The organism is Neisseria sp. P0009.S007, assembly GCF_051962515.1.
In genome coordinates, this window is sequence record NZ_JBQCVF010000973.1 from 1 (window position 1) to 351 (window position 351).

The 351-nt window shown below is 64.1% G+C and carries 1 rRNA gene; it reads left to right on the top strand.

What is annotated here, in order from left to right:
- Positions 1-351 (top strand): 16S ribosomal RNA (locus ACTHS3_RS17375); the annotation flags it as partial.

Sequence of the window (351 nt, forward strand, 5' to 3'; positions counted from 1 at the left end):
GGGAAGGAAGGGGCCGCGAGGCCCTTGACCGCTCCCTGGAGGAAGCACGGGCTAAGTTCGTGCCAGCAGCCGCGGTAAGACGAACCGTGCGAACGTTATTCGGAATCACTGGGCTTAAAGCGCGTGTAGGCGGGACGGCGCGTCGGCCGCTGAAATCCCCCGGCTCAACCGGGGAAGTGGCGCCGATACGGCCGCCCTGGAGCGACGTAGGGGGGACCGGAACTTCCGGTGGAGCGGTGAAATGCGTTGAGATCGGAAGGAACGCCCGCGGCGAAAGCGAGTCTCTGGACCCATTCTGACGCTGAGACGCGAAAGCCAGGGGAGCAAACGTGAGTAGATACCCTGGTAGTC